General features: G+C 67.8%; 23 protein-coding genes and 1 tRNA gene. 14 read left to right on the top strand and 10 right to left on the bottom strand.

Annotated elements, in window-relative coordinates; all coding sequences use genetic code 11:
* The first annotated feature begins 114 nt into the window (after window positions 1–114).
* The 3 genes from ASG75_RS00235 (at window position 115) to ASG75_RS00225 (ending at window position 2,085) form a co-directional block, all read left to right on the top strand.
* Entirely contained in the window at window positions 115–501 is a 387-nt protein-coding gene (locus ASG75_RS00235; protein ID WP_056384632.1) for a YciI family protein, read from the top strand.
* A 107-nt stretch (window positions 502–608) separates the two neighbouring features.
* The gene (locus ASG75_RS00230; protein ID WP_056384630.1) at window positions 609–854 is read left to right on the top strand and encodes a hypothetical protein; all 246 of its coding nucleotides are present in this window, start codon (window positions 609–611) and stop codon (window positions 852–854) included.
* 133 nt (window positions 855–987) lie between these two features.
* Window positions 988–2,085, top strand: a complete 1,098-nt coding sequence (locus ASG75_RS00225; protein ID WP_157616855.1) for a TraB/GumN family protein — start codon at window positions 988–990, stop codon at window positions 2,083–2,085.
* Here the strand turns inward: ASG75_RS00225 and ASG75_RS00220 are convergent, their stop codons facing one another.
* Window positions 2,086–3,072 (bottom strand): aldo/keto reductase, encoded by a 987-nt coding sequence (locus tag ASG75_RS00220; protein WP_056384628.1) that lies wholly within the window; start codon window positions 3,070–3,072, stop codon window positions 2,086–2,088.
* A 51-nt stretch (window positions 3,073–3,123) separates the two neighbouring features.
* A complete protein-coding gene (locus ASG75_RS00215) occupies window positions 3,124–4,023 on the bottom strand; it encodes an EamA family transporter (RefSeq protein ID WP_056384627.1) in 900 nt (299 codons plus the stop codon).
* Window positions 4,024–4,116: 93 nt separating this feature from the next.
* On the opposite strand from ASG75_RS00215, the gene ASG75_RS00210 reads away from it, so the two are divergent.
* From ASG75_RS00210 to ASG75_RS00190, 5 genes are all read left to right on the top strand, one after another.
* Window positions 4,117–4,596, top strand: a complete 480-nt coding sequence (locus tag ASG75_RS00210) for an Lrp/AsnC family transcriptional regulator (RefSeq protein WP_056384625.1) — start codon at window positions 4,117–4,119, stop codon at window positions 4,594–4,596.
* A gap of 118 nt (window positions 4,597–4,714) precedes the next feature.
* Entirely contained in the window at window positions 4,715–6,955 is a 2,241-nt protein-coding gene (gene parC, locus ASG75_RS00205; RefSeq protein ID WP_056384623.1) for a DNA topoisomerase IV subunit A, read from the top strand.
* 100 nt (window positions 6,956–7,055) lie between these two features.
* A complete protein-coding gene (locus ASG75_RS00200) occupies window positions 7,056–7,487 on the top strand; it encodes a hypothetical protein (RefSeq protein WP_056384622.1) in 432 nt (143 codons plus the stop codon).
* A 40-nt stretch (window positions 7,488–7,527) separates the two neighbouring features.
* Window positions 7,528–7,818: a hypothetical protein gene (locus tag ASG75_RS00195; RefSeq protein ID WP_056384620.1), complete on the top strand. Its 291-nt coding sequence runs from the start codon at window positions 7,528–7,530 to the stop codon at window positions 7,816–7,818.
* Window positions 7,815–8,591 carry a biotin/lipoate A/B protein ligase family protein gene (locus ASG75_RS00190; RefSeq protein ID WP_056384618.1) on the top strand — a complete coding sequence of 259 codons (777 nt, stop codon included), beginning with the start codon at window positions 7,815–7,817 and terminating at the stop codon, window positions 8,589–8,591. Before ASG75_RS00195 ends, ASG75_RS00190 begins: the two co-directional genes overlap by 4 nt.
* Before the next feature lie 87 nt (window positions 8,592–8,678).
* Here ASG75_RS00190 and ASG75_RS00185 read toward each other — a convergent pair whose 3' ends face one another.
* Window positions 8,679–9,167 carry an 8-oxo-dGTP diphosphatase gene (locus tag ASG75_RS00185; RefSeq protein ID WP_056384617.1) on the bottom strand — a complete coding sequence of 163 codons (489 nt, stop codon included), beginning with the start codon at window positions 9,165–9,167 and terminating at the stop codon, window positions 8,679–8,681.
* A gap of 162 nt (window positions 9,168–9,329) precedes the next feature.
* Between ASG75_RS00185 and ASG75_RS00180 the strand changes: the two genes are divergently transcribed.
* Together ASG75_RS00180 and ASG75_RS00175 are read left to right on the top strand one after the other, a co-directional pair.
* Window positions 9,330–10,100, top strand: coding sequence for a phosphodiester glycosidase family protein (locus ASG75_RS00180; RefSeq protein WP_056386870.1), 771 nt, complete (start codon window positions 9,330–9,332; stop codon window positions 10,098–10,100).
* Window positions 10,097–12,505 (top strand): penicillin acylase family protein, encoded by a 2,409-nt coding sequence (locus ASG75_RS00175; protein ID WP_056384614.1) that lies wholly within the window; start codon window positions 10,097–10,099, stop codon window positions 12,503–12,505. Before ASG75_RS00180 ends, ASG75_RS00175 begins: the two co-directional genes overlap by 4 nt.
* Before the next feature lie 215 nt (window positions 12,506–12,720).
* On the opposite strand, the gene dapE is transcribed toward ASG75_RS00175, so the two are convergent.
* The 5 genes from dapE to dapD are packed head-to-tail and all read right to left on the bottom strand — an operon-like array spanning window position 12,721 to window position 16,929.
* Window positions 12,721–13,869 (bottom strand): succinyl-diaminopimelate desuccinylase, encoded by a 1,149-nt coding sequence (gene dapE / locus ASG75_RS00170; protein ID WP_056384612.1) that lies wholly within the window; start codon window positions 13,867–13,869, stop codon window positions 12,721–12,723.
* Window positions 13,870–13,915: 46 nt separating this feature from the next.
* A complete protein-coding gene (locus ASG75_RS00165) occupies window positions 13,916–14,992 on the bottom strand; it encodes a VIT1/CCC1 transporter family protein (RefSeq protein ID WP_056384610.1) in 1,077 nt (358 codons plus the stop codon).
* A gap of 14 nt (window positions 14,993–15,006) precedes the next feature.
* Entirely contained in the window at window positions 15,007–15,504 is a 498-nt protein-coding gene (locus ASG75_RS00160; protein WP_157616854.1) for a DUF2165 domain-containing protein, read from the bottom strand.
* 1 nt (window position 15,505) lies between these two features.
* Entirely contained in the window at window positions 15,506–15,862 is a 357-nt protein-coding gene (locus tag ASG75_RS00155; RefSeq protein WP_056384604.1) for a Spx/MgsR family RNA polymerase-binding regulatory protein, read from the bottom strand.
* Entirely contained in the window at window positions 15,859–16,929 is a 1,071-nt protein-coding gene (dapD, locus tag ASG75_RS00150) for a 2,3,4,5-tetrahydropyridine-2,6-dicarboxylate N-succinyltransferase (RefSeq protein WP_327213249.1), read from the bottom strand. The genes ASG75_RS00155 and dapD overlap by 4 nt, the downstream gene beginning before the upstream one ends.
* 137 nt (window positions 16,930–17,066) lie before the next feature.
* On the opposite strand from dapD, the gene ASG75_RS00145 reads away from it, so the two are divergent.
* Together ASG75_RS00145 and ASG75_RS00140 are read left to right on the top strand one after the other, a co-directional pair.
* A complete protein-coding gene (locus ASG75_RS00145) occupies window positions 17,067–17,348 on the top strand; it encodes a hypothetical protein (RefSeq protein ID WP_056384600.1) in 282 nt (93 codons plus the stop codon).
* 81 nt (window positions 17,349–17,429) lie between these two features.
* Complete coding sequence (locus tag ASG75_RS00140) at window positions 17,430–17,747, top strand: hypothetical protein (RefSeq protein WP_056384598.1); 318 nt, start codon at window positions 17,430–17,432, stop codon at window positions 17,745–17,747.
* Between the two features lie 145 nt (window positions 17,748–17,892).
* On the opposite strand, the gene ASG75_RS00135 is transcribed toward ASG75_RS00140, so the two are convergent.
* Both ASG75_RS00135 and uvrB read right to left on the bottom strand, forming a co-directional pair.
* Window positions 17,893–17,967, bottom strand: a tRNA-Val gene (locus tag ASG75_RS00135).
* Between the two features lie 87 nt (window positions 17,968–18,054).
* Entirely contained in the window at window positions 18,055–20,079 is a 2,025-nt protein-coding gene (uvrB, locus tag ASG75_RS00130) for an excinuclease ABC subunit UvrB (protein ID WP_056384597.1), read from the bottom strand.
* A gap of 198 nt (window positions 20,080–20,277) precedes the next feature.
* Here uvrB and ASG75_RS00125 point away from each other — a divergent pair, with 198 nt between their 5' ends.
* Together ASG75_RS00125 and ASG75_RS00120 are read left to right on the top strand one after the other, a co-directional pair.
* Window positions 20,278–20,793 carry a GspH/FimT family pseudopilin gene (locus ASG75_RS00125; RefSeq protein WP_056384595.1) on the top strand — a complete coding sequence of 172 codons (516 nt, stop codon included), beginning with the start codon at window positions 20,278–20,280 and terminating at the stop codon, window positions 20,791–20,793.
* A 214-nt stretch (window positions 20,794–21,007) separates the two neighbouring features.
* Window positions 21,008–21,445: a universal stress protein gene (locus ASG75_RS00120; protein ID WP_056384592.1), complete on the top strand. Its 438-nt coding sequence runs from the start codon at window positions 21,008–21,010 to the stop codon at window positions 21,443–21,445.
* Window positions 21,446–21,464: the final 19 nt, after the last annotated feature.

The raw sequence follows: 21,464 nt of genomic DNA, 5'->3' as shown, positions 1-21,464 counted from the left end.
CCCCATGCGCATGATGCTTTTGCCCTGAGCTTTCGGGCCACTGCTGGTCATGTGTCCCCTCTCTTCTGCGAGGTCGCGCATATAGGCGCGACGCAACACCAACGGAAGCCACCCATGAACCAGCCAACCCCACCCTCCGACTACCTCATCCTCTGCCGCGGTCAGTGGGACAAGGACGCCTCGCGCGACGAGATCCAGGGCGCGATCGACCGGTTCTATGCGTGGTACGACCGGCTGGTGAGCGAGGGCAGGATCGGGCCCGGGCATCGGCTCGCCCGCGAGGGTAAGGTGGTGTCGCGGCAGGCGGCCACGGACGGCCCGTTTGCCGAGGCCAAGGAAGTGGTCGGCGGGTACTGGTTCATTCGCGCGAACAGCCTGGAGGAAGCGGCGCGCATCGCGGCGGAGAACCCGTGCCTTGCCTACGGCCTGGTGTGCGAGGTGCGGCCGCTCGATCTGACGCGCGCCAGCGCGTTTGCGCTGACCAACGAAACCCCGACGTAAGCCCGTGCGGGCGACGCCATGTTGGTCGCCCCCCTTCCCGCTCTGCGGCGAAAACGCGATCAGGTCCATTCAAACCCAAACGCCACGAATCCTCCCAAGGAGCCGAAATGGATAGCCAGAACAAGTATTGGTTTCCCGCCAAGCGCTACGGCTGGGGCTGGGGTCTGCCGGTTCGGTGGCAGGGCTGGGTTTGCCTCGCCATCTACGCGGGGTGTGTTGCGCTAGTCTTTCGTTCCCTGCAGCCAGCGGCCGACCCCGTCATGTTCGCGATCAGTCTGGTGTTGCTTACCCTCGGCCTGACGGCCGTGTGCTGGCTGAAGGGCGAACCGCCGCGTTGGCGTTCGGGCGACTGACCGGCCCCGAAATCCTCCGGCGGCTGCACGAGCATCCGCGGGGCGTGACGCGGCCCTCGCTACCGGCCCGCACCCACGCGCCCGATCTCGCTGCGCCGCGTCCGGCAAGGCGGTAGCGAAACCCGGCCAGGACGTGCCGAACCCCGATGTCGAGGTTCCGGATATCGACGGGGACGTGCGCCACCTCGACGCCGAGGTTCCCGATATCGACGGGGACATGCGCCACCCCGACGGCGAGGTTCCGGGGGTCAACTGGCACCTGTGCAACTCCGACACGGCGGTTCCGCAGGCCGACGGCCCACGCCGTCGCCAACTCGCCGGGATTGAACTGGCCACGACCTGCCGCGACACTCGCGGCATGAAGTCCTCGATCGCCCTGCGCCTGTTCGCCTGCCTCGCCCTGCTGCTGCCCGTGGCAGCCATCGCCCACCCCGCCTTGTGGGTGGTGAAGGACGCCGACACCACGATCTACCTGTTCGGCACGGTGCACCTGATGCCGAGCGACGCCAGTTGGCATACCCCCGAGCTGGACCGGGCGATGGCGGACAGCCGGACGCTGTATATCGAAATCACCGACGACGACCCGGCGAACATGGCGGCGCTGGTGCTGCGCCACGGGATGGATGCGACGCATCCGCTGTCCAGCCAGCTCAGCCCGTCGGAGGCGCATCGGCTGAGCCTGCTGGCGAACAAGCTCGGCGTGCCCGGCGGCATGCAGACGCTGAACGTGATGCGTCCGTGGCTGGCCGCGCTGACGCTGGCGGTGACGCCGCTACTGAAGGCCGGGCTCGACCCGGAGCATGGCGTGGACAAGCAGCTGAAGGCGCAGATGAGCGCCACCGGCAAGCCGGTGCTGGGGCTGGAAACCGCCGAACAGCAGATCCGCTTTCTCGCCGACATGCCGCGCGCGATCGAGCTGGCCCTGCTGCGCTCGACCATGCGCGACGCGGACAAGGGCGCGTTCCAGCTCACCGAACTGATCGACGCCTGGAAGGCCGGCGACGTGGACACCATCGCCCGCATCGGCAACGACGACATGCGTCTGCGCGGGCCGAAGCTCTACCAACGGCTGCTGGTGCAGCGCAACCAGGTCTGGGCGACGAAGATCGCCGCGATGCTGCAGCAGCCGGGCACCGTCTTCATCGCCGTCGGTGCCGCGCACCTGGCCGGGCCGGACAGCGTGCAAGCGCGACTGGAATTGCTGGGCGTCCCGGTCGAGCGCCTGCCCTGATCAGTCGATGCCGGCGACGGCGTGCGGTGCATACGGCGCCTCGAGCGCGGCGATCTCCGCCGGCGGCAGGCTGACCGACAACGCCGCCACCGCCTCCTCCAGATGATGCGGCTTGGTCGCACCCACGATCGGCGCGGTGACCACCGGCTGCTGCAGCAGCCACGCCAGCGCCACCTGCGCACGCGGCACGCCGAGCCGCGCGGCGACCTCGCCGACGCGATCCACCACGGCCTTGTCCGCCGCCTTGCTCGCGGCATACACGCCATCGCCCCACGGATCGGAGCCGCCGCGCACGGTGCTCGGTTCGTCCTCCCACGCCCGCGCCAGCCGGCCGCGCGCCAGCGGGCTCCACGGCACCACGCCGATGCCTTGGTCGGCGCACAGCGCCAGCATCTCGCGCTCCTCCTCGCGGTACAGCAGGTTGTAGTGCGGCTGCATCGACACGAAACGCGTCCAGCCGTGCAGGTCGGCGGTGTACAGTGCTTTGGCGAACTGCCACGCCGACATCGACGAGGCGCCGAGATAGCGCGCCTTGCCCGCCTTCACCACGTCGTGTAGCGCCTCCAGCGTTTCCTCGATCGGCGTGGCGTCGTCCCAGCGATGGATCTGGTAGAGGTCCACGTAGTCGGTGCCGAGGCGACGCAGGCTGGCGTCGATCTCGGTCATGATCGCCTTGCGCGACAGGCCGCCGCCATTCGCATCGCCGCGCATCGGATAGAACACCTTGGTGGCGATCACCACCTCCTCGCGCCGGGCGAAATCGCGCAATGCGCGCCCCAGCACCAGCTCGCTGCCGCCGCCCGAATACATGTTCGCCGTGTCGAAATAATTGATGCCCAGTTCCAGCGCGCGGCGGATGAACGGCCGGCCGTGCTCCTCGTCCAGCGTCCATGGCCTCTCGTCGGTAGGTGTCACCGAATAACTCATGCAGCCCAGGCAGATGCGCGAGACCTTGAGGCCGGATTTGCCGAGATTGATGTAGTTCATGAGGTGCACTCCCGTGGGGATGTCGACGGAACGAAAAGCGATCGCCTGCGCTCACCGGTTGCTCACCCGATGCAGGTTGACTCCAACGATGACCAGCGCGATGCCGGTCATCTCAAGCGAACCCGGTATCTGATGCAGCACCACGATACCGATCACGCTCGCCGTGGCCGGTAACAGCGCAAGCAGCAGCGCGAACGTGGCGCGCGGCAGTCGCGCCATCGCGAGCTGGTCGCAGACATAGGGGATCACCGACGACGAAATGCCGATGCCGATACCGGCCGCGAGCAGCCCGGGGCTGACCAGTGCCGTCGCCGCGTCGCGCAGGCCAAACGGCATGACCAGCAGCAAGGCCACCAGCATCGCCGCGGCGAGACGGTCGATACCCTCGCCGCCGCCATCCTTCGCGGCACGATGTCCGAGCACGATATACAGCATGAACAGCGCGCAGTTGGCGAAGGCGAAGACAAAACCCGTCGCCTCGCCGACGATGCGCACGTGGGTCAGCATCCACACACCGGCGACCGCAACGGCCAGCGCCACCACATTGCGTCGGGTGCGCGTACCGGCCAGGGCAAGCGCGATCGGACCAAGGAATTCCATCGCGCCCACCGTGCCGAGCGGCAGGCGATCGATCGCCAGATAGAAACAGAGGTTCATGCAGCCGAGCACGACGCCCAGCCCCACGATGTTCCATCGCGCCGCGACATCCTGCTGCAGGAAATAGCGCCACGGCCTTCGCCACACGGCGAAGATCAACGCGGCGCTGGCGATCCGCAGCCAGGCGACGCCGAGCGGCTCGACGCGGGCAAACAGCAAGACGGCGAAGGCCGGGCCGAGGTAATGAAAGACCGCGCTGACGATGAAGTACAGGTGCGGCGGCAGCCGGTCGCCAAGCGCGGCCAGGGTCGGCACCGGCCGGCGCAAGGTCGGGGTATCGTGCGCGTCATTCATGGCTCCACTTTTACAAAGTATCGGCGCATGATCCATGCCGAAAGAAAGGATTCAGCGGTCAATATTTCGCTTCTTGCAGGTTGAATAACCAAGATGCCTCAGATTTCAAATCTCCTGTCCGACCCCCGCAACGTCGCGCTGCTGCAGGCGCTGCAGGAGGATCCGCGCCAGCCCGTCACCAAGCTGGCCGCCTGCGTCGGGATGTCGGCACCGGCGGTGAAAGAACGCCTGAGCCGGCTGGAAGAAGCCGGCGTGATCCGCGGCTACCGGCTTGATCTGGATCCGAAGGCGCTGGGCTGGCCGATCACGGCGTATGTGCGCGTGCGCCCGGTACCCGGGCAGTTGCCGAAGATCGCCGAACTCGCGCAGAAGATGCCGCAAGTCGTGGAGTGCCATCGTGTCACCGGCGAAGACTGCTTCATCATGAAAGTGCACCTGGATGCGCTGGAAAACCTCGACCTGATCCTCGACCGCTTCCTGCGCTACGGCCAGACCACGACCTCGATCGTGCAATCCACGCCGGTCCCGCTGCGCGCGCCGCCGTTGCCCGCGCCCAAGGGCAAAACCCGGTGAACCCCGGCAACCGTTGCGGCACAACAGCCGCGCTCCCGCAAGCTGTCCCGGGCCGGCGCGTTCTGGCACCATCGACCGGTTATCCGCGCACTGCGCGCTACTCATCAGACATCACCGCATGAACCTGCAAGCCAATTACGAACAGATCCCGCTGAAGGAATACGCCGAGCGGGCCTATCTCGACTATTCGATGTACGTGGTGCTGGACCGCGCGCTGCCGTTTGTGGGCGACGGCCTGAAGCCGGTGCAGCGGCGCATCATCTACGCGATGAGCGAGCTGGGCCTGGCGGCCACCGCGAAGCCGAAAAAGTCCGCACGCACCATCGGCGACGTGATCGGCAAATTCCATCCGCACGGCGATTCGTCGTGCTACGAGGCGATGGTACTGATGGCGCAGCCGTTCTCGTACCGCTACCCGCTGGTCGACGGCCAGGGCAACTTCGGTTCGCCGGACGACCCGAAGAGCTTCGCCGCGATGCGCTACACCGAATCCAAGCTCAGCCCGATCGCCGAGGCGCTGCTGGGCGAGCTGGCCCAGGGCACGGTGGACTGGGTACCGAACTTCGACGGCACCATGGACGAGCCGAGCTGGCTGCCGGCGCGCGTGCCGCACGTGCTGCTGAACGGTTCGATGGGCATCGCCGTGGGCATGGCCACCGACATCCCGCCGCACAACCTGCGCGAGCTGGCCACCGCATGCATCCGCTTGCTGGACGATCCGGACGCCACCGTCGCCGACCTGTGCGAGCACGTGCGCGGGCCGGACTACCCGACCGAGGCGGAGATCATCACCCCGCGCGCCGACCTGCTGGCGATCTACCAGGCCGGCGGCGGTTCGGTGCGTGCCCGCGCGGTGTACCAGCGCGAGGAAGGCAACATCGTGATCACCGCGCTGCCGCACCAGGTCAGCCCGTCGAAGATCCTCGAGCAGATCGCCGCGCAGATGCGCGCGAAGAAGCTGCCGATGATCGAGGACCTGCGCGATGAGTCCGACCACGAGAATCCGATCCGGCTGGTGATCGTGCCGCGCTCGAACCGCGTCGATGCCGACGAGACCATGCAGCACCTGTTCGCCACGACGGACATGGAGAAGAGCTTCCGCGTCAACCTCAACATGATCGGCCTCGACGGCCGACCGCAGGTGAAGGATCTCAAACGCATCCTCGGCGAGTGGCTGAGCTTCCGCACCAGCACCGTCACCCGGCGCCTGGAACATCGCCTGGCCAAGGTCGACCGCCGCCTGCATCTGCTCGAAGGCCTGCACACCGCCTACCTCAACCTCGACGAAGTCATCCGCATCGTGCGCAGCGAGGACGAGCCCAAGCCCGTGCTGATGGCACGCTTCAAGCTCAGCGAGGAACAGACCGACTACATCCTCGAAACCCGCCTGCGCCAGCTGGCCCGACTGGAGGAGATGAAGATCAACGCCGAGCGCGACCAGCTCGAAGAGGAGCGCGCGCGCATCAACGTGCTGCTGAAATCGCCGGCCAAGCTGAAGAGCCTGATCAAGGACGAACTGCGCGCCGATGCGGCGAAATTCGGCGACGAGCGCCGCTCGCCGCTGGTCGAGCGCGAGGTGGCGCATGCGCTGGACGAGAGCGCGCTGGTGGCCAGCGAGCCGGTCACCGTGGTGCTCTCGCAGAAGGGCTGGGCGCGCGCGGCCAAGGGCCACGACGTCGACGCCGAGGCACTGAACTACCGCGAAGGCGACGGCCTGCTCGCCGCGGTGAAGGCACGCACCACGCAACAGGTTGCGTTCATCGACTCCACCGGCCGCGCCTACTCCACGCTGGCGCACACCCTGCCTTCGGCACGCGGCAACGGCGAACCGCTGACCGGCCGCTTCAGCCCGGCCGCGGGCGCCAGCTTTGACGCGGTGGTCGCCGGCGACAACGACACCCGGCTGATCCTCGCCACCGACTTCGGCTACGGCTTCGTCACCCGCTTCGAATCGCTCACCGGCCGCAACAAGGCCGGCAAGCAGATCATCAGCCTCAGCGACAAGGCCAAGGTGCTGGCGCCGCAGACCAGTGCCGACCCGGCGCGCGACCGCATCGTGGTGGTCACCACCGAAGGGCACTTGCTGATGTTCTCGGTGGCCGAGCTGCCCGAGCTGGACAAGGGCAAGGGCAACAAGCTGATCGAGGTGCCGAAGGCGAAACTCGTCAGCGGCGACGAACGCGTGGCCGGCGTGGCCGTGGTCAGCGAAGGCAAGGGTGAGGTCACCCTGTACGCCGGCCAGCGCAAGCTCACCCTGCGCTGGGCCGACCTCGTCGAGTACGGCGGCAACCGCGCCACCCGCGGCGGCCTGCTGCCGCGCGGCCTGCGCCGGGTCGAGCGGATCGAGACCAGCGGTTGAACAACAGCCACAGGAACTTGTCGACGTCCGGCCTTTCCAACAGGGATGTGCACGCCAACGCGGCATCGCGCGTTGAACACGTGACAACCTTGGAGTACGCATGAACATGCCACGGTTCCTTCCCGCCCTGCTGGTCACCTTGCTGACCGCGCCGGCGTGGGCGCAGAGCGCCGACAAGCCGCTGAACCTGAAACTGCCGCCCAGCGACCTGCCTGCTCCGAGTTCCACCGCCGCCACGCCGGCCCGCAACGCGCCCGGCGTGTACTACGGCGACACCAGCGGGCGCATGGGCAACAACGACACCACTGCCGCCGCGACGGGCACCGACTGCGACGACTACAGCTACAACCAGCCCCAGCTGCACGGCAGCGTCGGCATGGGCGTGGTCAGCGGCAACCATTTCGGCGGCAGCTACCAGACCGGCACGGTCAACCTCACCAAGGCGTTCGGCAGCTGCGACCACCCCACCGGCGGCGTCAGCATCTCGGTCGGCGCCGGCAGCGATCACTTCCACGGCCGTGGCGGCCACTGACCGAAGGTATAATCGCCGCATGGTGCCAGGGACGCTTTCGATGCACGGCGAATACAAGATGCCCGGCGGCAAGCTGGTGGTGATCGACCTCACCGTGCGCGACGGCCGGCTTGCCGGCGTGCAGCTGAGCGGCGATTTTTTCCTGGAACCGGACAGCGCGCTGGACACGATCAACCGCGCGCTGGAGGGTCAATCGGAACACGCCGACGAAGCCGCGCTCGCCGCCAGCGTGCGCGACGCCCTCGCCGCCGACGTGATGATGTATGGTCTTTCGCCGGAAGCCGTCGCGGTAGCCGTGCGCCGCGCCTTGCACAGGGAACCCGCCGCATGATGCGCACCGACTGGCGCGACCACGACTGGCAGCTGATCCACACCGCGCCGCAATCGCCCACCCTGCACATGGCGCTGGACGACGTGCTGACCCACGAAGTCGGCGCCGGCCGCCGCGCGCCGACCCTGCGCATCTGGGAATGGGCCGCGCCGGCGGTGGTGATCGGCCGCTTCCAGTCGCTGCGCAACGAAGTGGACGGCGAGGCAGCCCGGCGCCACGGCATCGAGGTGGTGCGCCGGGTTTCCGGTGGCGGCGCGATGTTCATCGAGCCGGGCAACACCATCACCTATTCGATCTACGCGCCGCAGTCGCTGGTCAAGGGGCTGTCGTTCCAGGAGGCCTATGCGTTCTTCGACGCGTGGGTGCTCGAAGCACTCGGCGAACTGGGCATCAAGGCGTGGTACCAGCCGCTCAACGACATCACCTCCGAAGGCGGCAAGATCGCCGGCGCCGCCCAGGTGCACCGCGGCGGCGCGGTGCTGCATCACGTCACCATGGCCTACGACATCGACGCCGCGAAGATGCTGGACGTGCTGCGCATCGGCCGCGAAAAACTGTCCGACAAGGGCACCGTCAGCGCGGCCAAGCGGGTCGACCCGCTGCGCAGCCAGACCGGCCTGCCGCGCGAGGCGGTGATCGAGCGCATGATCGCCACCTTCCGCCGCCTGCACGGCCTCAACGACGGCAGTTTGCGCGCCGACGAGCTGGTCCAGGCCGAAGCACTCGCGCTGACCAAGTTCAGCAGCCCGACCTGGATCGGCGACGTGGCCTAAGCGCAGCCGGCTCGGTTGCTTCGCTGTCGCCGCCGGCTTCGTCGCGGATCGCCCTGGCAATGATGCGGGCGATCCTCTCGCCGCCACTCACAATCGCGTATACGACCACGACTGCATGCGCCCGTCCTTGTATGGCATCACGCCATGGAACGGGCGCGGGTCGGCGTCGAACACCAGCGGCAGGAAGTGGCGGTCGCCTTCCCACATCGGCAGGGTCGGCAGGCGCTCCAGCGCCACCCACTCCAGCGTGCCTTCGTGGTTGACCATGAACGGCGTGCCGCTGTAGCGATCGATCACGAAGATGAAACCGAGCCAGTCTTCGCCGTGCTTGCCGAAACCCGGCCAGTTCAACGTGCCGCGCAACTGCATCGACTCGCATTCGATACCGGCTTCCTCGCGGATCTCGCGGCGCATGCAGGCGGCAATATCCTCGCCCGGTTCCATCTTGCCGCCGAGGCCGTTGTACTTGCCCAGGTGCAGGTCGTCGGGGCGGGCGTTGCGGTGGATCATCAACACTTCGCTGCGGTCGGGCGACAACACGTAGCCGAGAGTCGCCACTATCGGGGTATAGGGCATGGGCGGGCACCGCGGAAAAACCCAAGTTTAGCGGCAGCCGATATCCGGCGCAGGGACATCGGCGGACTTGCACCGACGCGGCTGGGCGGCGACCATCGACGGATGCGCCCATCCGCTTCGCCGCCACCCCACATTTTCCCTGCACGACAGCTGCGACGCGTGCTGCTGCACGCGCTGCTGCCCTTGCTGCTGCTCGTCGGCATGCCCGGCTGTACGCCGAGCGCACGCGCGCTGGACAGCCGCGAGCTGGCGTTCGAGGGCCAGAACTACCGCGTCGTGCACCTGAACCTGAAACGCGAGCCACTGAGCCTGCACTGGCGCGAACCCGCCAGCGGCCAGCCGTTCGGCAGTATCGAGACGCTGCGCCAATGGGGCGAGCAGCGCGGCCGGCGCCTGCTGTTTGCCGCCAACGCGGGCATCTACGACCACAAGTTCGCGCCGCTCGGCCTGTACGTGGAAAACGGCAAGACCGTGGTGCCACTGAACCTGGCGCACGGCAACCCCGCCTCGGGCAATTTCTCGCTGCTGCCGAACGGCGTGTTCGCGGTGTACCCGGACGGCCATGCCGCGGTGCGCACCAGCGCCGCGTTCAAGGCCGACGGCGCGAGCGCGCAGTGGGCGACCCAGTCCGGGCCGATGCTGCTGATCGACGGCAAGCTCAACGAACAGTTCATCGACGACTCGTCCAGCCTGAAATGGCGCAGCGGCGTCTGCGCGAAAACCCCCACCGACGTGGTATTTGCCGTGAGCGAGGCCCCCGTGAACTTCCATACGTTTGGACGGCTGTTCCGCGACAAGCTGGGCTGCCGCGACGCGCTCTACCTGGACGGCAGCATCTCGCAGCTGTACGTCGACGGCGAGGGCTACGCCGGCGCGCCGGCCTTCATGGTCAAGCCGTACGCCGGCATCTTCGCGGTGTTCGCCAAGCCATGACGACCCGCCGCTGGCGCATCCTGCGCACCTTGCTGCTGGCCTTGCTGGCGCTGTTGCTGCTGGCTTTCCTCGCGCTCTGGTGGCTGCTCGCCGGCAGCCAGGCGCGGCTCGACGGCACGCGCCCGGCCACAGGCCTCACCGCCGCGGTCAGCATCGACCGCGACGCGCTGGGCACGGTCACCATCGAGGGGAAAAACCGCGCGGACATCAGCTACGCGCTTGGCTACGCGCACGCGCAGGAGCGCTTCTTCGCGATGGACCTGATGCGCCGCATGAGCGCCGGCGAATTGTCCGCGTTGGTCGGGCCGGCCGCGCTGAAGGTCGATCTCAACCATCGCCGCCATCGCCTGCGCGCCGTGGTCGAGGCCGCCTATGCGCAGTTGCCGCCGGAGCAGCAACACGAACTGGACCGCTACCGCGACGGCGTCAACGCCGGCCTTGCCGACCTGCGCGTGCGGCCGTGGGAATACCTGCTGCTGGGCAGCCAGCCGCAGCCATGGCGCTCGGAGGACAGCGCGCTGGTGATCGCCGCGATGTACCTGGACCTCAACAGCGACGGCCGCAACGAGCGCGAACTGCGCTTTGCGCAGATGCGCGCGGTGCTGCCCGGATCGCTGGTGGATTTCCTGCTGGCGCCCGACCCCGACTGGGAGGCGCCGCTGAGCGGCCGGCTGTCGCGGCCACCGGTGATTCCGCCTGCCAGCGTGTTCGACCTGCACCAGCTCGCGCCGTCGCAGCCCTCCGCGGCGCTGCTCGCCGCCCTGGCGCCGGCGCTCGATGCAGTGCGCCCCGGCAGCAACAATTTCGCGGTCGCCGGCGCACTCACCGGCAGCGGCGCGGCGATGCTGGCGAACGACATGCACCTGAGCCTGCGCGTGCCGAACATCTGGTTCCGCACCCGCCTGCGCTACCCCGACGCCAGCGCACCGAACGGCCAGCGCGACGTCAACGGCGTCAGCCTGCCCGGCACGCCGGCGATCATCGTCGGCTCCAACGGCCAGATCGCCTGGGGCTTCACCAACAGCTACGGCGACTGGCAGGACTGGGTGCGCGTGCTGCGCGATCCCGCCGACCCCACGCGCTACAAAGTGCCCGATGGCTGGGCCCGCATCGACAGCCACGACGAACACATCCAGGTCAAAGGCCAGCCGGATACCATCCTCAAGGTCGAAGACACCCGCTGGGGCCCGATCATGGGCCAGGACGCCGACGGCACGCCGCTGGCGCTGGCGTGGATCGGCGGCCGCGCGCACGGCTACAACGTCGAACTGATGCAACTGGAACGAACTACCGACGTGGCCGGTGCGCTGGACCTGGCGCCGCGGCTCGGCATGCCGCCGCAGAACCTGCTGGTCGCCGACCGCGCCGGGCACATCGGCTGGACCATCGCCGGCAACAGCATCCCGCTGCGCACCGGCATCGACCCGCTGCTGCCGTCGGACTGGTCGAAACCCGGCAGCGGCTGGCAGGGCTGGGCCATGCCGGCGCGCTACCCGCGCATCGAAAATCCGGGCGAAGGCCGGCTGTGGACGGCGAACAACCGCACCGTCGACGGCGATGCGCTGGCCCTGCTCGGCAACGGCGGCCACGACCTCGGCGCGCGCGCGCAGCAGATCCGCGACGACCTGCGCGCCCGCGCCAGCTTCACCCCCGGCAACCTGCTCGATATCCAGATGGACAACCGCGCGGTGTTTCTCACCCGCTGGCAGCGCCTGCTGCAGGACACCCTGGCCGGCAGCACCGACCCGTCACTGCAGCAGTTGCGCCAGCTCACCGCGCAGTGGCAGGAACGCGCCGCCGTCGACAGCGTCGATTACCGGCTGGTACGCGCCTTCCGCGACCAGGTCGGCGCAGCCGTGCTGGCTCCGTTTGCGGCGCAAGTGCAGCAGCGCTACCCGGACTTCAGCTGGCCCGGCGAGAACAGCGCCGAAGCGGCCGTGTGGGCGCTGGTGCGCGCCCGGCCCGCGTACCTGCTCGACCCGAAATACCCCGACTGGCACGCCCTGCTCACCGACGCCGCCCGTCAAGTGGTGGCCGAACTCGGCCGGCAACCCGGCGGCCTCGCCGCGCGCAGCTGGGGCGAACGCAACCGCGCCGGGATCAAGCACCCGCTGTCCGCCGCGCTACCGTCCTGGCTGGGCCGCTTCATCGACATGCCCGACCAGCCCATCCCCGGCGACAACAACATGCCGCACGTCGCCTCGCCCGGTTTCGGCGCCTCCGAGCACCTGGACGTGGCGCCCGGCCACGAAGCCGACGGCATCCTCAACATGCCCGGCGGCCAGAGCGACCACCCGCTGTCGCCGTACTTCGGCGCGGGGCACGCGGATTGGGTCGAAGGAAAGCCGACGCCGCTGTTGCCGGGGGCGACGCAACACACGCTGGTGTTGCAACCCGGGCGCTGAGGCGAATCGTGGCAACCACAACATGCGGACATTCAGCGCAGGGTTGTGCCCGCCTGGAGGCATTTCGTCATTTCTGCGAAAGCGGGAATCCAGCGCCTTTCGCACCACTCACGAATCCTGAAGTCGCTGGATTTTCGCTTTCGCGGGAATGACGGCTCTGCAGCAGGTCGCTCTTGAACCAGTCCGTTCGGTGCTGGGGGTAACACCCGGCACTGCTACCCGCGATCACTCCGACCAAGCAGCCGTTCGCAGATGGCCTCGTACAACGCCGGCAACTGCTCCAGTTCCTCCAGCGCCACGCACTCGTCCACTTTGTGGATGGTCGCGTTGACCGGGCCGATCTCCACTACTTCGGTGCCCATCGGCGCGATGAAGCGGCCGTCGGAGGTGCCGCCGCCGGTGCTCTGTTCGGGGTCGATGCCGCACAGGTCGCGGCAGACGGCCACCACGGTTTCGCGCAGCACGCCGCCAGGCGGGGTGAGGAACGGCTCGCCGGAGAGGTTCCAGTCCAGCACGAAGTCCAGGCCATGCCGATGCAGGATCGCCTCGGTGCGCGCGCGCAGATCTTCGGCGCGGCTGGCGGTGCAGTAGCGGAAGTTGATCAGCGCGGTGAGCTCGCCGGGAATCACGTTGTTGGCGCCGGTGCCGGCGTTGAGATTGGGGACCTGGAACGAGGTGGGCGGAAAGTCGCCGTTGCCTTCGTCCCAGCGCTCGGTCGCCAGCTCGGCCAGCGCCGGCGCAAAGGCGTGGATCGGATTCAGCGCCTTCTCCGGATACGCCACATGCCCCTGCACGCCGCGCACGCGAAGCGTGCCCGACAGCGAGCCGCGTCGGCCCACGCGGATCAGGTCGCCCAGCCGCTGCTTCGCCGACGGTTCGCCTACCACGCACCAGTCGATGCGCTCGCCGGTGGCACGGAAGTGCTCCACCACCTTGCGCACGCCATCGAGATTGGTCGGCCCTTCCTCATCGCTGGTCAGCAATAGTCCGACCCGGCCGCGATGGCCCGGATGCGCCGCCACAAATTGTTCCAGCGCCACCACCATCGCCGCCACCGCACCTTTCATGTCGGCGGCGCCACGGCCGTATAGACGGCCATCGCGAATTGTCGGTTCAAACGGCGGGCTATGCCACGAGGCTTCCGGACCGCTCGGCACCACGTCGGTATGGCCGAGGAACATCAGGGTCGGGCCGGTAGCGCCGTGGGTGGCCCAGAGGTTGTCCACCTCGCCGTAACGCAGATGCTCGGCGCGAAAGCCGGCGCGCTCGAGTCGGGTGCCGATCAACGGCAGGCAGCCGGCGTCTTCCGGCGTCACCGAGCGGCGGCGGATCAGGTCACAGGCAAGCTCGAAGACGTCGGACATGGAGACTCACGCGGCACAGCGATGGGCGATGACGCAGCATATCAAGCTAGGCCAGCACCACGCCCAGCAGATGGCCCACGCCGTAGGTGATCGCCGCAGCCGCGGCGGTGATGCCGAACTGGCGGGCGATCGAGAACAGCATGCTGCGGCCGGTGAACAGCGAAGTGCCGATGCCGATCAACGCCAGCCCCGCCGCGGTGGAGCACCCGCTGGCCAGCAGCGCGGCATGGCCGCCGAGGAAGAAGTACGGCGCCACCGGAAACAGCGCGCCGCAGGCGAACAGGCAGAACGACGAGATCGCCGCGCCCCACGCCGAGCCGCCCAGTTCGCCCGGATCGACGCCCAGATCCTCGCGCACCAGCATGTCCAGCGCCGCGCGCGGCGTCTCGGCGATGTGCCCGGCCAGGTGCTCGGCTGCGGCCGGCTCCAGTCCCTTGTCGCGATAGATGCCGGCGATATGCTCGAGGCCGTCCTCCGGCGCCACGGCCAGGCGTTCGGCGCGCTCGGTGATCTGCGCCTGGTAGAACTCGCGCGAACTGTTCACCGACAGCCACTCGCCCAGCGCCATCGAGCAGGCACCGGCAACCAGTCCGGCCAGGCCGGCCAGCAGCACCGCACGATCGCCCGTGGCGGCGCCGGCCATGCCCATCACCAGGCTGACGTTGGAAACCAGCCCATCGTTGGCGCCGAGCACGGCCGCACGCAAGGTGTTGCCGCTCTGCGTGCGATGGCGATGACTGCGCGAACCGGCCTGCTGGGACCCGATCCCGCGTGGCACGACGAAATGGTCGCGATGACCGCTGCGATCGACTGGCGTGGCGCCCTGGTCGGCGTGCTCCAGCCGCACCACCGTCGGCATCACGAACTCGGTGCCGAAGTGCTGCGCGAACCAGCTCAGCGCACGTACGCGCAGACCGATCCGCGCTGGCGGCACGGCCTCGCCCAGTTCGCGCAGACGCGCCTCCCAGAACTGCGCATTGACCTGCTCGCCCGCGGCGATGCGCCGGTAGACGTGGGCCAGCCGCGCATCGGTAGCCAGCTCGGCCAGCCGCGCGTACAGCGCGGCGTTGTCGCGCTCGATGCGCAGATTGCCGCGGAACCTGCGGGTACGGTGATTGCCCATCGCAGCCTCCCGGCTCAATCGCCGAGTTCGTCGTCGCGCTGGCCGAGATAGGCCAGTGCAACCAGCAACACGACAACGAAACGAAAGGCGCTGGCCAGGCCGTTCCACTGCGTGGACATCCACATGCCGAACCATTCGCCGCCGATCGCCATGAAGCCGCCCAGCCACAGCAGCACGCCGACCGTCAGTCCGGTCACGGCGAGCTGCCCGGCGCGATGGAACGTCGCCGCAGGCGCGCGACGTGCACGCCACATGCGCCAGGCACCGGCTCCGCACAGCACCGCGGCCAGCGTCTCGGCGGCGATGATCAGTACGTAGGCGGCGTGCTGCAGCAGCGGCGCATGGATCGCACGGTAATGGATGCCGGCGTCGGGAAAGATCGAATCCATCGCCAGCACGTGCTGCACGAAGACCCAGTTGCTGCCGTAGTCGGTGATGTTGCCGAACGCGACCAGCGCCAGCCACAGCGCGATCGTCGCCATTATCAGGATCTTGGAAAGGCGCGTCGGCACCTCAGCGCCCGAACAGCTTCTTGAAGCCGTTGTCGGTGAAGCCCACGCTCACCGCGCCGTCGGGCTGCACCACCACCGGGCGGCGGATCAGCGCGGGGTATTCCTTCAGCAGCAGCGTCCACTCCGGATCGCTGCCCGGGTTCTTGCGCTGCGGCAGCAGGTTGCGCCAGGTGGTGGACGACTTGTTCACCAGTTTTTCCCAGCCGCCGAGCTGCGCCGCCCAGTCCTTCAGCGTCGCCGCCGGCACCGGGTTGGCGCGGTAGTCGACGAAGTCGTGCGCCACCTCGAAGCGGGCGAGCCAGTTGCGCGCCTTCTTGCAGGTGTCGCAATTCGGCAGTCCATACACGACAGGGTTCATTCGCCGCTCCGCAACAGTTCGTTGATGCTGGTCTTGCCGCGCGTCTTCGCGTCGACCTGTTTGACGATGACCGCCGCGTACAGGCTGTGGCTGCCGTCTTTCGCCGGCAGGCTGCCGGCCACCACCACGCTGCCGGCCGGCACGCGACCGTAGCTCACTTCGCCGGTGGCGCGGTTGTAGATGCGGGTGGACTGGCCGAGGAACACGCCCATGCCGATCACGCTGCCGCGCTCCACCACCACGCCCTCGACCACTTCGGAGCGCGCGCCGATGAAGCAGTTGTCCTCGACGATCGTGGGGTTGGCCTGCAGCGGCTCCAGCACACCGCCGATGCCGACGCCGCCGGACAGGTGCACGCCCGCACCGATCTGCGCGCAGGAACCCACCGTGGCCCAGGTGTCGATCATGCTGCCGGCACCGACATACGCGCCGATGTTGACGTAGCTGGGCATCAGCACCGCGTCCTTCGCGATGTGTGCACCGCGGCGTACCAGCGCACCGGGCACCACGCGTGCGCCGAGCTGCTGCAGCTCGGCATCGTTGCCGTGGGCGAAGCGCAGCGGCACCTTGTCGAACGCCTGCGCCGGGCCGCCGTCGACCACCTGGTTGTCGTTGATGCGGAAGTACAGCAGCACCGCTTTCTTGATCCACTGGTTCACCGTCCAGCCGCCGTGGCCGTCCGGCTCGGCGACGCGGCGCTCGCCGGATTCGAGTAGATCCAGAACCTGACCGATGGCCGGGCGCAGATGGGTTTCGATCTCGGCCTGGGTCAGCGCGTTGCGGCGTTCGAAGGTGTCGTCGATCAGGGTTTCGATGGCTTGCATGGGATTCATTCGCTGGTGGCAGTCGGTCGGCCGGGGTCGACCGTTAAGGGTACATGCTGCAGTCATGCTTGCCGCAGCCGGGTTCACTCGCATACGGCACACGACGGGAGAAACCGGGCGCATGTCCATTCTTCCACACCCTGCCCCGACGCCGGAAATGAACCGCTTTGGGACCGCCGTTTCCGCATCCTTCGACGCCAGGGCTCGGGTACTGCCGGGGACAGGCAGCGCGACCCTGTGCATTTTCACCGCTTCGAAACGGCGGGTGTGTCCATCATTCGCTGCAGCCCGCATTGCGAAGGCTGGTCGCAGCACTGTCCGCCGCTCATGCCGTCGCAACGCGAAGCTCAACCCGCCCAGTTTCGCAGGGAGATCGCATCATGCACGGTCAGATCAGCGAAGGATTCATGGTTTTCGTCTCCGACGGGGCCGAGGGCGTCGGCTCGGTCCGCGAGATCAGGCACGGCCTGCCCGAACTGCTCGTCTACATCGAGAACGCCGGCGACTTCGTGGTCCCGCTTTCAGCAGTGAAAGCCGTCCATTCCGACAAGGTCATCCTGGACTTCGATCACCTGGGCCTGCGCCTGCGCAATGCCATCCGCCACGCGCGCGACTCGGAAGATCCGGACTACGTGCCGCCCGCTTCCACCGAAGAAGAATAGGACCGCTTGGCCCGCAGACACACCTGACCCGGTTTGCCGATAGGATGGCGCGTGTTCGTGGGTACGCGTGACTGGAAAGGCATGATCGACAAAGACGAGGAAAGGCTGAACCACCAGCTCGACCGTTTCGAGCGGGAGCTGCCGAAACGGGTCAGCCGAAGCATCCGATGGCTGCGGGAACCTTCGTCGCGCTGGGTGCGCATTCCCGTGGGACTTCTCCTGATCGCGGGAGGGATTTTCAGCATCCTGCCCCTGCTGGGCATGTGGATGCTGCCGCTGGGCCTGTTGCTATTGGCGCAAGACCTGCCCTTCCTGCGTCGCCCGATGCGGCGGGCGCTGCTCTGGGTGGAGCGACGCTGGGTGCGCTGGAAGCGGTCGCGGCGGCGCAGAACCGGATAATCGCCCGGGCGCAGCCCGCCGGATACGTGAATTGCCGACCTGACGAAGGATGTACCCCGTCTGCACGGGGTCAGTACGGGGTTAGCAACCGCCAAACGCAGAAACGGCGCCAAGCCCGAAAGCTGCGCCGTTGCTGGGTCGAAGGTGGTGGGCGGTACAAGGATCGAACTTGTGACCCCTACCATGTCAAGGTAGTGCTCTACCGCTGAGCTAACCGCCCGTATCGCGCATACCAGCTACGCGAGCCGCGCAGTATACGGGAGCTGCCGGCGCTCGACAATATCCCGCCGGTGACCGGGTTGCCGGCTCAGCGCAGGGCCTGCTCGCGCAGCTGATGGATCTGGTCGCGCAGCCGGGCGGCGTCCTCGAATTCCAGGTTCTGCGCGTGCTTGTACATCCTGGCCTCCAGCTTCTTCAGCATGCCTGCCGCCTGCGGCGCGCTGAGCCCGGCGTAGTCGGCGGCCTGCTCGGCCACGGCAACACGGCCGCGCGCGGACGACTTGCTGCCGCGGCGATTGCCGGCCTCGCTGCGCGCGCCCTCCATGATGTCGGCGATGCGCCGCACGATGGTGGTCGGGGTGATGCCCTGCTGCAGATTCCACGCTACCTGCTTCTCGCGGCGGCGGGCGGTCTCGTCCATCGCCGCCTGCATCGAGCGGGTGACGTTGTCGCCGTACAGGATCGCCTTGCCGCGCACGTTGCGGGCGGCGCGGCCGATGGTCTGGATCAGCGAGCCGGTGGAACGCAGGAAGCCTTCCTTGTCCGCGTCGAGGATCGCCACCAGCGATACCTCGGGCATGTCCAGGCCCTCGCGCAGCAGGTTGATGCCGACCAGCACGTCGAACTCGCCCAGGCGCAGGTCGCGGATGATCTCGCTGCGCTCGACCGTCTCGATGTCCGAATGCAGGTAGCGCACTTTCACGTCGTGCTCTGACAGGTATTCGGTGAGGTTCTCGGCCATGCGCTTGGTCAGTGTGGTGACCAGCACGCGGTCGCCGATCGCCACGCGCTTGTGCACCTCGCTGAGCAGGTCGTCGACCTGGGTGCGCACCGGGCGCACCTCCACTTCCGGGTCGACCAGGCCGGTCGGGCGCACCACCAGCTCGGTCACCGCGTCGCCGGACTTGTCCAGTTCGTACGCACGCGGTGTCGCGGAGACGTAGATCGCGCGCGGCACGCGTTCCTCCCATTCCTCGAAACGCAGCGGTCGGTTGTCCATCGCCGACGGCAGGCGGAAACCGAACTCCACCAGCGTCTCCTTGCGCGAGCGGTCGCCCTTGTACATCGCGCCGAGCTGCGGCACGGTGACGTGCGACTCGTCCACCACCAGCAGCCCATCGGCCGGCAGGTAGTCGAACAGCGTCGGCGGCGGCTCGCCCGGTTCGCGCCGGGTCAGGTGGCGCGAGTAGTTCTCGATGCCCTGGCAGTAGCCCACTTCGGCCATCATTTCCAGGTCGAAGCGGGTGCGCTGGTCCAGCCGTTGCGCCTCGACCAGCTTGTTCTCACGGTACAGCAGCTCCAGCCGTTCCTTCAGCTCGACCTTGATCGTCTCGACCGCGTTCAGCACGCTCTCGCGCGTGCTGGCGTAATGCGTGCGCGGGTAGACCGTATAGCGCTGCACCTTGCGGATCATCTCGCCGGTGAGCGGGTCGAACAGCGCCATGTTTTCCACCTCGCCGTCGAACAGCTCGATGCGCAGCGCCTCGGTTTCCGACTCGGCCGGGAACACGTCGATGATCTCGCCGCGCACGCGGTAGGTGCCGCGGCGCAACTCCATCTCGTTGCGGGTGTATTGCAGCTCGGTCAACTGGTGGATCAGCTTGCGCTGCTCGATCCGCTCGCCCTTGGCCAGGATCAGCCGCAGGCTCAGGTAGTCCTCCGGGTTGCCCAGGCCGTAGATCGCCGACACCGTGGCCACGATGATCGAATCCCGCCGCGACAGCAGCGCCTTGGTCGCCGACAGGCGCATCTGCTCGATGTGCTCGTTGATCGAGGCGTCCTTCTCGATGAAGGTATCCGACGCCACCACGTAGGCTTCCGGCTGGTAGTAGTCGTAGTAGCTGACGAAGTACTCCACCGCGTTGTGCGGGAAGAACTCCTTGAACTCGCCGTACAACTGCGCGGCCAGCGTCTTGTTCGGCGCCATCACGATGGTCGGGCGCTGGATGCGCTCGATCACGTTGGCGATGGTGTAGGTCTTGCCCGAACCGGTCACGCCGAGCAGGGTCTGCGTGGCCAGGCCGGCCTCGAAACCTTCGGCCAGGCGCACGATCGCCTGCGGCTGGTCGCCGGCGGGCTGGTAGGGGGCGACGAGTTGGAAGCGGTCAGTCATCGGCTACAGATGTGGGTGCGACAGGTCATTTTAAATCGTCCCTGCTGACAGGACGCGTCAGCAGAAACCGACAGCCGGCTGGCGGCCGGACTGCTGGCCGGGCGACGGCATCGCCCTAGCATGAACCTCCCGGACCACGCAGGAAGCGACACCGTGACGGTTTCAAGGAATCCCGGGCCATTGCGCCGGCAGTGCGGCATGACCCTGATCGAGCAGATCATGGTGCTCGCCATCATCGCGGTACTCATGGGCATCGCCGCCCCGCCCTTGCGCCAATTGCTGAGCCGCAACGAACTGCGGGTCGCCCAGACCGACTTCATCGCAGCCCTGCAACATGCCCGCGAGGCTGCCGTCACGAGCGGCCGGCGCACGCTGTTCTGCCCTACGCTGGATGGCAGCAGCTGCAGCGACGCCACGCGCTGGGAGAACGGCTGGCTGCTCGGCCGCGACGGCGATCACGATGACCAGCCCGACGGCGGTCCGCTGCACGTCGGCCGGGGCTACGCCGGGAAAGTGGCCATCTACAGCAGCGGCGGCCGGCACGTCGTGCGCTTCCATCCCGACGGCAGCGCCAGTGGCAGCAACATCACCCTGCTGTTCTGCCAGCCGTCCAAGGCGAGCGATGCGCTCGTCGTCGTGGTCTCCAACGCCGGCCGCATCCGCGGCGCTCCCGCCAACTCCGCCCAGGCCGCTACCTGCACCCAGCTGAAATGATTCGCTTCGGCGACATCGACGCGCCGGCATGACCTCCACTTGACACCGGTCAATACCCGGGCATGCCGGCGCGCACATGCTATGTCTCAACTCCCCGAGGAGGCATGGCCATGGGCAGATTGAGCGGCAAAGTGGCACTGGTGACCGGCGGCGAGCTGGTCATCGATGGCGGCTACACCTGCCGCTGATTATCGAGAAAGTAGAGGAGTTCGCCATGTTCAAGCACATCCTGCTGCCCACCGACGGTTCCGAGCTGTCCCTGCGCGCCGTCGACACCGGCATCGAGCTGGCCGCCAGGCTGGGAGCCCGCGTGCACGCGTTCCACGTGATCGCGCCGTTCCCTGCTTCCACCTATTTCGCCGAGTTCGTCCAGGCCAACGAGCCCGCATACACCCAGGAAGCCAACGCCAACGCCGAGCGCTACCTGGCCGACGTGCGTCGGCGTGCGGAGGCCGCCGGCGTCTCTTGCGAAAGCAGCTCCGAGGTCGATGCGCGCCCCTACTCCGCCATCGTCGGCGCTGCCCGCAAGCACCAGTGCGACCTGATCGTGATGGCCTCGCACGGCTGGCGCGGCTTCGACCGGCTGCTGCTGGGCAGCGAGACGCACAAGGTGATCCTCAACGGCGACGTACCGGTGCTGGTTTGCCGTTGAGCAGCACTATCGGCGGGCA

It is taken from the genome of Rhodanobacter sp. Soil772 (assembly GCF_001428385.1).
GTDB lineage: Bacteria > Pseudomonadota > Gammaproteobacteria > Xanthomonadales > Rhodanobacteraceae > Rhodanobacter.
The sequence above is the reverse complement of the archived record's forward strand: the minus strand, read 5'-3'. Positions and strand labels throughout refer to the sequence as shown.